Annotated in this window: 7 protein-coding genes; 4 read left to right on the top strand and 3 right to left on the bottom strand. The window is 60.9% G+C overall.

Annotated features, from left to right (window positions below; translation table 11 throughout):
* The 3 genes from NUW23_12570 to NUW23_12560 form a co-directional block, all read left to right on the top strand.
* On the top strand, nucleotides 1–642 hold a 642-nt coding region (locus NUW23_12570; GenBank protein ID MCR4426998.1), incomplete at its 5' end, for an extracellular solute-binding protein.
* 183 nt (nucleotides 643–825) lie between these two features.
* Nucleotides 826–1,737 carry a sugar ABC transporter permease gene (locus NUW23_12565; GenBank protein MCR4426997.1) on the top strand — a complete coding sequence of 304 codons (912 nt, stop codon included), beginning with the start codon at nucleotides 826–828 and terminating at the stop codon, nucleotides 1,735–1,737.
* A 32-nt stretch (nucleotides 1,738–1,769) separates the two neighbouring features.
* Nucleotides 1,770–2,603, top strand: coding sequence for a carbohydrate ABC transporter permease (locus tag NUW23_12560; protein MCR4426996.1), 834 nt, complete (start codon nucleotides 1,770–1,772; stop codon nucleotides 2,601–2,603).
* 8 nt (nucleotides 2,604–2,611) lie between these two features.
* Here NUW23_12560 and NUW23_12555 read toward each other — a convergent pair whose 3' ends face one another.
* Together NUW23_12555 and NUW23_12550 are read right to left on the bottom strand one after the other, a co-directional pair.
* Nucleotides 2,612–3,874: a 6-phospho-beta-glucosidase gene (locus NUW23_12555; protein MCR4426995.1), complete on the bottom strand. Its 1,263-nt coding sequence runs from the start codon at nucleotides 3,872–3,874 to the stop codon at nucleotides 2,612–2,614.
* The gene (locus NUW23_12550) at nucleotides 3,871–4,896 is read right to left on the bottom strand and encodes a hypothetical protein (GenBank protein ID MCR4426994.1); all 1,026 of its coding nucleotides are present in this window, start codon (nucleotides 4,894–4,896) and stop codon (nucleotides 3,871–3,873) included. The genes NUW23_12555 and NUW23_12550 overlap by 4 nt, the downstream gene beginning before the upstream one ends.
* A gap of 613 nt (nucleotides 4,897–5,509) precedes the next feature.
* On the opposite strand from NUW23_12550, the gene NUW23_12545 reads away from it, so the two are divergent.
* Nucleotides 5,510–5,920, top strand: a complete 411-nt coding sequence (locus tag NUW23_12545; GenBank protein MCR4426993.1) for a hypothetical protein — start codon at nucleotides 5,510–5,512, stop codon at nucleotides 5,918–5,920.
* 499 nt (nucleotides 5,921–6,419) lie between these two features.
* Here the strand turns inward: NUW23_12545 and NUW23_12540 are convergent, their stop codons facing one another.
* Entirely contained in the window at nucleotides 6,420–9,407 is a 2,988-nt protein-coding gene (locus NUW23_12540) for a C45 family autoproteolytic acyltransferase/hydrolase (GenBank protein ID MCR4426992.1), read from the bottom strand.
* Between the last annotated feature and the right edge of the window lie 412 nt (nucleotides 9,408–9,819).

Here is a 9,819-nt window from a genome sequence, read left to right as displayed (position 1 = left end):
GACGAGCCATTTGTCCGAACCCTCAAGTTCTACAAGTCTCTCTACACCGACGGCGTGCTCAGCAAGAAGATCCTCCAGACGCCTTACAACGAGGTAAACGCCTTGTTCGCATCCGGCAGGGCCCCGTTCCTCATTGATGGCGACTGGAAGGTCGCCAACTTCCTCACCGATCCCACGACCGGCCAGGCACTGATCTCGCCTGAGGACCAGAAGCGCATCGTTATGACTGTCTTCCCGGAGATCCCGGGTGAGGTCAACCACGATACGACCTCCTCGGTGCCTGGAGTCGGATTCGGAATGAATGCCAACATCCCGGCGGGTTCGGAGAAGGAAAAGGCTGCTTGGAAGCTCATCATGTGGCTCAATTCCCCCGAGGTCCAGAAGATGCGCCTCGAGACCGGTGCGGCCTTCCCGTCCAGGAAGGGTGTAACCAGCGAGAGACTCGAGCCGCTGGCACGAACGCGGGCGGAGTTCTATGGAGCCTACAAGGGAACCTACGTTCTCGACAACGTCCTCGACGCCAAGGTATACGGCCCTCTCAACGTCGGCTTGCAGGAGATCGGGCTTGAGATCGCTACACCAGAACAGGTGGCAGCCAGGGTTCAGAAGGCTTACGACAGCTGGAAGGCGTCACAGCGGTAAGGCACGGGAAATCCGGCTCGGGGACAAGACTGTGCCGGTCACCGGGACCCAAAGCGAGTGTGGCAGAGGCAGAGTCCGGGGTGGACCACCTTCTCTGCCACACTCCCCCGTTCGGTCTTGCCCAGGCTGTTGAGGCCCTGGTTTCGATAGCGGCCAGCCCAACAGGTGTGGAGGTGGGGTGCCGTGGTAGCCAACAGATCGAGGAATGAGGAGATCCGTGCTTACCTGGTGCTGGTTCTCCCTGCAGTTCTTGTATACCTGGCCGTCATGGCCTTCCCAACGGCTTTCTCCGTGGCATTGAGCATGACCAACTACAGTGGGGGAGTGATCTTCGAGGGCAAGGACCCCATCCACTTCGTGGGGTTGTCGCACTACGCCAGGATGTTCTCAGACCAGTACTTCTGGCTCGCATTGCGGAACAACTTCTACATAATGCTGATCTCACTTTTCGGGCAGATCCCCCTGGGCTTCATTCTAGCTTATGTGCTCTTTCGAAAGCTCGTGGGCATGAGAGACTTCTTTCAGAGCATGATCTACGTGCCAACCGTGATATCCACCATAGTCGTGGGCATCCTGTGGCAGTCGTTCTTCTCCCCTTATGGGCCTTTCACCGAGTTGATGCAGCGCTTCATCCCAGGATGGGAGAACACCCTCTTCGTGAACCCGAGGACTGCGATCCTGCCCGTTCTCTTCGTGATGCTGTGGATGTACACAGGGACCTATCTCATCATCTTCCTAGCGAACCTTCAAAAGATCGACCCCCAGATCATAGAAGCCGCTAAGATCGACGGGGCATCCGAAGGTCAGGTTCTAAGACACGTCATACTGCCTGCTCTCTCAGGTGTGATTGTGACCACCGCCATACTCGCTATATCGGGGTCACTCAAGAGCTTCGATCTGATCTTCGCCATGACTGCCGGCAACCCAGCCAGAAGAACGTCTGTGCTGTCGTTGTACATGTACGACAACGCGTTTCGGGGCGCTCCTGACTATCCACTTGCCAACGCGATCTCTACGTTCATGGTGGTCCTGAGCTTTTCGCTCATTCTGATAATGAGAGGCCTGGAGAAGCGGTTTGGGGGTAGGGAAGAATGAGGCTGCCTGCTTGTGCCCACGAAGGAAGGATCATGAGAAGGGAGACTACTGCTGCCACCCGTGTCCTCCTCTACGCGGTCCTTGCCACTTTCACCTTCATGACGCTCTATCCGATCCTATGGCTCTTATTGAGTTCGTTCAAGACCACTCAGGAGTTTCAAATGAACCGGTTGGGCCTCCCGCGCAACTGGACCTTCAGCAACTACCCGCTCGCTTGGCGCATCGGCGGGTTCAGCCAGCTCTTTCTCAACAGCGCGTTATACACACTGGTGTCGACTCTTGCGACCGTTGGGCTGTCCCTCGCGGCGTCCTTCGCTTTCGCGAAGATCAAGTGCAGGGCGACGCCATTTCTCCACGGGAGTTTCGTGGTGGGGATCCTCCTGACGCTCCAGTCGATCATGGTTCCGCTGTTTTTGGCGGCTTACGCCACAGGCCTGTACAACACCCGGCTCGGAGTGCTGATTCCATACGTCGGGATCGGCCTGCCTATCGGCATCTACCTGAGCACAGAATACATAAAGAGCATTCCTGACTCCATAGTGGAGTCTGCCAGGATTGACGGCGCCAGCTACTTCGAGATCTTCACATCGATCATCGTGCCCATGGCGAGACCGGTGGCCACTACGCTCGCGATACTGAACGTCGCCGGGATCTGGAACGAGTTCATGCTCATAAACATCCTGGTATCCAAGAACTCGTTGAAGTCCTTGCCTGTCGGCATCTTGAAGTTCTCGGGAGCCCTGTCGTCCGACTACGGCAAGCAGTTTGCAGCCTTGGTCATAGGGATGCTGCCCATGCTGGCCTTCTACGCCATCTTCCGCAACCAGATCACAAAAGGCGTGTCAGCTGGGGCGGTCAAAGGGTAGCGACTCCGCTATCGCAAAGCCGCCCTGCCTGCCTCGATCAGCTCGTCAAGGAGCTGCTCGGCCAAGTCCGCGTCGCGCACCAGTGGGTTGTTCACAAGGGCCAGCAAGGCACGATCGTACGACCCGCTGACCGCCGCCTCTATGGTCAGTTCCTCGTAAGCCTTCACTTGTTGCATGACCCCGCGAATCTCCGGTTCCACTTTGCCTATGTGGATCGGGTGTGCACCGGTGCCGTCGATGACTGCGGGGATCTCCATAACAGCCAACTCCGGGAAGCCTTCCACCGCCCCGCCGTGGGGCACGTCCACGATCTGGACAGACCGTGTGTCACCGAGGATTGAGGACATCACTTCCACAGCGACGGCAGAGTAGTGGGCGCCACCGCGTCTGCCGAGGGCATCAGGCTTTTTGTTCAGGCTGACATCGGAATAGAGGCGCAGCAACTCGGCCTCGACTTCCATCACAGTCTCTGCACGAGTCCGGGAGCTTGCCCTCTCCTCGGCGAGCACCTCGCCCGTCCTGTAGAAGTAGCGAAGATAGGGGGACGGCCGCATCCCCAGGGCTCGAGCCAGCCTTGGGGTGACTGGAGACCCCGAGATGTTCGCCTGCGTGGAGGACGAAGCCTGGGCGAACGCTCTCTCGGTGATGTCCTCCCCTCGCCAGAACACCTTTCTCACCCAGCTCAGGTGGTTCAACCCAACATAATCGATGGTGATCTCCTCAGCTGGCACCCCCAATGCGTCGGCGATGTCGAACTTCATATTGATCGGGACATTGCATAATCCGACGACGCGTACCCCTCCGTGGCGGACTACTGCCTCCGTGACAATCCCGGATGGGTTCGTGAAATTGACTAGCCAGGCCCGGGGTGCGCATTCGCGCATGGTCCGGCAGACCTCGAGCACTGCGGGAATCGTCCTGAGCGACTTGGCGAACCCGGCGAACCCGGTGGTCTCCTGCCCGACGAGCCCATACTTGGCCGCGAGCTTGCAGTCGAGATCCCGCCAGGATTGCCCGCCCACCCGGATCTGCGTGACCACGAAGTCTGCGCCAGAAAGCGCTTGGGGGAGGACGGTGTGCAGGTCCACCCGGATTCTGCAGCCCGACGCCTTTATCATGCGTTCCACGAACGTTCCGACTATCGAGAGACGCTCCTCATCGATGTCCATCAGGCTAAGCAGGTTCACGGGGAAGGCGGAATGGCGCGAGATGACCCCATCCACCAGCTCTGGCGTGTATGTGCTTCCGGCACCTATCACCGCAAGCTTCATGTGCAACCGCTCCCGTCTGTGTAACGTGAGTAACTGGCTTCAAGCTTCTCGATGAGCTCCCTCTCCACGTGCGCTCCCGCCAGTCGCGCCGCATTGACCACCGCGCCCAGCACTGGCTCGGCACTTGGCACCACAATTCGAGCCTTCGGAAACTCAAGGAGTACTACCTCCGCCACCGCGTCCCGGATGATTCGGTTAGGGTTTTTCGCCACCCCACCGCAGAGGATCACCGCGACCTGGGCGTCTGGCGGGAATAGCCTTCGAAGTGCAGCCAGAGCAGAGATGCCCAGTTCCCGCCCGTTGTCCCGCAGTATCTCCCGGGCCACCTCGTCGCCGTACTCAGCCGCTGAGAAGACCACCGGAACCAGGGTCGAAAAAGCGAAGCTCCCACTGGCGGCGTGGGTGTCATCTGCGATGCACAGGAGGTCTGCTACCCCCAGGTGGTCGCGGATCATCTGCGAGAGCAGAGTGGGACGGCCTCGCCCGTCTTCACCCCTCACCGCCGCGCTCATGGCCCGGACTCCTATCTCCCACCCGCCCGCAGCGTCACCGAAGGCGCGTCCGAGCCCGCCGATCTGCACCCGAGAGCCGTCTGGTCCCACCCCGACGCAGTTTGTGCCCGTACCGCAGATCAATGCCACGCCGATGCCGTCCTCCGAGCCTGTCGCAAGAGCTGCGATGACATCATTGTCTATGCTCCATCGGGGCCACGGTGGCGACGGGATGATGGACGGTAGGAACCTACCAAGAACTTCGAGGTCACGAGGCCTGTCTGCCCCGGCGAGCGCCAAATGAAGCGCGGAACACCCAGTGGGCGCACCAGTGGCCTCGGACACTCCAGCGAGTGCCCTCGAGATGTTGGCCATGGCAGCAGCTGGGCCAACAGTCTGGTAGTTGGCCGGACCCGAGCGCTCAACCGCGATGACTTCGCCGCTGAGCGTGGCGGCCACGGCGAGAGTCTTGGTCCCACCCCCATCGACCCCTATGACATACGGTCTCTTCTCATCCCAAGACGTGAACATGGCGCCGCCGCCTCTCACGCTGTCCTCAAACCGGCCCCACGCTGAATGTCCTGCCCCCTCCCTCGCTGGGTACTACGGATCAGCTCGTCAGCATTTCGACGTGAGGCGTCTGGCTCCTTCGGCGCTGGTTCGGGCTTGTGCGCGTGATCGGGCCGCACAAGGGCGGAAGGAGGAGACACTGAGAGTGCGATGGAGAGAGGTCTACCTCTCTGAACCTGAGACCGAGGCGGTCATCTGAGGCAGGAAGGATGGGTCGGTCTAGGGATCGGCGTCAACACCTCTCTCATCCGGCGGAGGTCCGGGGCCGCAGCCTTAAGCTCCCGCGCAGAGACCACGTCCGCGTGTGCTTTCCGGAAGGTATGCTCCACGTCCGGTCAAAAGGTGTAAGACGTCACGTTTCGCGCTTAGACCTTGCCGAGTAGACTGAAGCAGGCTATTGAAGGGAGGTGGTTCTCCATGCTGTGTCCCCCGTTAATGGTGCCGTTCCTTCCGGTTCCGATACCGGTCCCCGTGCGGAAAAAGAAGCGCAAGCCCAAACCCACCGCAGACACCGCCAGCGGTGTGCCCTTGCGGAAACCTCGTGAGGGACCCATCGTTCGATAGATGGAATACAGTGCCTGAGGATTGGGATATCGTCCAGAACGTCGGGCAGGAATCTACCAATGTCCATACTCTCCCGTTTGCAGCTAAGATGGGTGTCCCTCCGAATGTAAATGACCCTGCGGCCCTTGGGCAGACCATCCAGGGTGCGGGAGCCAACTGCCGTTATAGATTCGAATCCCACGCGACGGGTTCCAGCAACCAACCTTTCCTGGCGCAGGTGTTCTTTAACGGAACTGTAGTGGCGGAGGTCCAGGTGCCTCAGGTGGTTCAGCCGCAGTATAGCTACTTCAGCACTTACACACCATGCCTTCCGCCCAACACCATGGTAAGGATCCTCTTCACCAAACCTGGTACAGGTTCGTTCTTCGTGGACGACGTTGGCTTTGTCGCGGAAGGACCGTGTACCCTGACTACTCCTTAGGTGGCATGGCTCAGCGAGGCTAATTCGGCCCGGTCCGGTTCTCGACTCGGGGTCGCCCCGGCCAGGGTGACCACGGGCCGGGCCGCAAATCAGCTCACACCTTCACACAAGTCCGCTGGGGCTCAAGCCCGGGGTTTGCGGTGGGCTCAGTCCTCATCAACAGGAAGATGCGCCCCCGCCTGCGCACCCAATCGCCCAAAGTGGCCGGCGTCCTCGGCGTCATCCAGATCCCGGCTGAGGTACGCCGAGACTGCAAGCCGTGCCCCCCGGTGGGCCAAGCGGGGGCGTCCACCGTACTCCACGAGACCGAGGCGAGTTCGGGTCCCCGGCAAGATCGTGACGGCCAGGTAGAAGAGAACCCCGGGGCACACAGTACCGGGAGAGCCGACAAACGGCGAAGCGAGGACAACTCGAGCGGCCACGCCAGGGCTAGTACACTGCATCCTGCTCCGGCGCTTTCCGTGGTGCGACGTCGCAGGGGGAATGCATGCTGTCCATCCTACATCTTCACGCCGAGGGTGAACTTCCCATCTTCGTTCAGAGCCGCGTACCCTGTGACGCTGGCACCCACTGGGGTGAGGTAACTCGCCGCGATTCCCGCTCCGAGCGCCCGGGCGTCAGTCGCAAACCCATGCTCTCCAAATGCGCCTGCCTCCGCGAACGCCCCAAACCTGAAAGTGGGCGAGGCCTCCCACCAGATCTCGGCCTTCGCGGTCAGAAACGCACGAGCGGGCAGAATGGGTACCGCGATGCGCAGACCTGTGCCTGGGCCGGGGATGAACAGGCGGTGGAAAGGCGCGCCTGATGAAGTCCAGCCGGCTGAAGCTGTGAGACCGAGCACGAAGTCCTGCCTCGAGCCAATGGGAAGATACGTTCCAGCCTCAGCGCCCAGGCGTCCGAAGCCGCCGGTCCCCCCGGCGCCGTCCGCTTCGTTGGGGTTGCCCAGGTCCCGACTGAGGTAAGCTGAAGCAGCGAGGCGAGTTCCACGATCCGGCCAGGCGGGAGAGTCCACCGTGCTCCAGGAAGCCCCGGCGGATCCCGCAACCTGTGCACCGCCGCCCACGGCGGGCGGCAGAAGGCCAGCTAGGGTGTTGTCCTCCCAAGTGTCTTTTCGCAACGCCGCTCCCAATGATACGGTCAGGTGCTCAGTCACGACCGCCTCCACTTGGGCGGAGATTTGCCCGATGCGGACCGCGCGGCTTGAACCTGCGTTCTCCCCGAGTTCCGCGGTGATTCTCGTTGAGGCGAGGTCCCCACCCAGCTTGAGCTGGATGGGAAGCCCTGCGAGGCTCGGAAGGGGGAATCCGATCCCGGCGTGGACATCAGGCGGCCATGTGCCCAATCGGTAGGAAGCGTCGAGGTTCACGCCTGACCCGGCCAGATTCTCGTATGATAGCGCGAGCTTTCGGTCTATGAGGAGATCTGCCGCCGTGATGATGACAGATTCCACGGGATCGCGATACCATCCGAACCCTTCGTGGACCCGGACTACGACATCTAGGCCGGACTCGGTCGGGACGGGGACGATCTTGACCGTCTCGAACGCACGGAGCTGCGCAAGCCTACGGGCGGTCAACTCGGCGTCCGCTTCCCGGTAGGATTGCCCGGGCTGAAGTGAGAGACGTGACCGTATAAGATCTGCGCTGGTCTGGGCGGCGCCGATGATCGTGACTTCCCGGATTGGAAGCCCTTCGAATGCGGAGGCAGGCTCGGCCGGTCCGGAGGGCGCGGGGCCGGGTTCTACGGTTCGGGGCGAGAGAGAGTTCGGATCTCCCCCGACTGCGCGAAGGTGAGCTGCAGCCAGGCGCTGGTACTCGTCACTTCCAGATACGTCGGTGACCCGAACGGCGAGCGCAGATTCGAAACATTCCGCAGCCTTGGCAGTCTGCCCTCTTTGTCTTGCGATGTAGCCGAGCCAGAACCATGCTTCAGCGAGGCCTCGAGCATCGGTGGGGTTGTCAAGCTCTACAATTCGGCGGAAGTAGGCCTCGGCGGAGGCGCCATCCCCGCTGAACAAGGCGGATCGGCCGAGAAGTCTGAGCGTGCCCTGGCTTTCGGGCCTTGCCGCGAGGACGGGGAGAAGCAAGTCTCGGACGCGGGCGTGGTTGCCTATGGAATGCTGGTATGTTGCCTCCCAAAACGCCCACCAATCTCGGGCGCCGGGGGTGTTGGGATCGATCGGGAGGATGTCGACCACCGGTTCTGGGACCCGCGGCTCCAGCCCTAGTTCGGCCAGGAGGTCGAACCCGTGAAACACTCCGTCGGCTGAGGAGCCGTGGTCGCCAACTACGCCCGCCCACATGCGAAGCTGCGCTGGAGCGAAAAGCACGGTGGCTATTGATGAGGGGTTGTTGATTCCTATTGTGAATGAGTCATATGCACGAGTCCCAGGCTCGTGCCTGTCTCTCAGTATCGAGGCTGAGGATTCGAGGTCCAGGCCTTGCGCTCCATGGAACTTCGCGAAAAGCTCTCTCAGGCGCGCGTCGCGGGCTTCGGAGGCTAGCCATCCCGGGCTTTGGATTTCCTGCATCCATGGGGTCTCGTATCGGTTCGTCGCCCAGATCGCGCCTTCCGGGCCGGGCGTGCGCACCTGGTACCGGTCTGCGGCGACCTCTATCACGCGCGCGTCGGGGATCTTGGCGTCGGAGACGAGTATGTCGAGCCCGATTGTCCTTGGCGCGTGTCTGATGATTTCCACGGCGTCATCCAGAGTCGCGGCTCTCTCCAGGACCTGCCTGAGCAGGAACTGGTAGCCGATTCCGTCGGTTGTGATATGTTCCGGAGAGGCTTTGGAGTAACTCATTGAGACGCATATGCTATGGATGTTCATGCCCTGCATGACGCCTATGTTCGCGGGGTAGGTGAGCGCGATAAACGGATAGCTGCCCTCGGGCTCGTAGATGGCCACTATAGCGTAACGGCCGAAGGAGTGGGATCCGTCGAAATCGAGATTGCGCCCGTGGTAGAGGCTGCCGTCGGCAGTGGTTGGGCCGAAAGCCGCGAAGGAGGTGCAGCCGTAGACGAGGCCGATCTCGGCGAACACGTTTGGCAGAAGAATGGGGGTCAAATCGCGCGCTTGTCGACCCTCAGCGGCCTGGACGAAACCCTTCATTTCCTCTACGTACTCCGGGGGGGTATGGCGCAGGAAGCCCGGTGCTATCTTGGCGCGCATGTAGAAATCCTTGAATATCTGCACGACCCGGTCCCACCCCTTCGCGGGTTGAGAGAGGGGATTGAACTGATCCCTCAATTCCAGTGCTTCAGACGCTAGAAGTAGGTAGTTTTGAGCTCCGATCTCGCGGTGAGTCCCCTTGAAGTGCACGACGGTGATCCCGTTTCGCTCCTCGCGCCAGCCTTGGCCAGCGTAGCGTCTGCCGTTCTCCTCCCATACAGCGAGAGAGGGCCGGGTTGCCCGAGCTGAGCTCGGCGAAAGAGAGGCTAGGGCTAGTGCAAGAGCAAGCGCGGCTGAGAAGAGATGACGTCTCAAGTAACACACCTCCGTGAGATCTGTGTGCGGCTGGAACTTCTCCCAAGTGAGACCGAGGACCGCGGCGGCGAGGAGGAGCAGAGCCGCGAGGGCCGTCGCAACTGGAGAAAGCAGATCCGGCACGAACCATGTCGCATCGGAGTCAAGCGCGTGGGCCTCCTTATGCTTCGTGGTAGGATGGGTTGATCGCCCATGGGCCGACCGATGCCGGGTGCCGACGGACTGTCTGTGACTTGGCCGCGGGCTTCATGAGATACGTCTACAAACAGGATACCAGTAGATCATCTGAGTCGCAAATCGGGGGCGAGGGGAGGTGTCGTTAGTGTCTTAGGTAGTGGTGTAAATCCGGGGGGAAGATCCTTGCGGCATTGACAGGACAGCCGCCAGCGCGGTTCTTTTCGGATGTAAGGCA

It is taken from the genome of Bacillota bacterium (genome assembly GCA_024655925.1).
GTDB lineage: Bacteria > Bacillota > DTU025 > DTU025 > JANLFS01 > JANLFS01.
Note: the sequence above shows the minus strand (reverse complement) of the source record. Positions and strands in the feature narration are given on the sequence as shown.

Excerpts from the sequence above, each read along its gene's own strand:
- NUW23_12550 (MCR4426994.1), bottom strand. The coding sequence starts at position 4,896 with ATGTTCACGTCTTGGGATGAGAAGAGACCGTATGTCATAGGGGTCGAT.
- NUW23_12560 (MCR4426996.1), top strand. The coding sequence starts at position 1,770 with ATGAGAAGGGAGACTACTGCTGCCACCCGTGTCCTCCTCTACGCGGTC.
- NUW23_12555 (MCR4426995.1), bottom strand. The coding sequence starts at position 3,874 with ATGAAGCTTGCGGTGATAGGTGCCGGAAGCACATACACGCCAGAGCTG.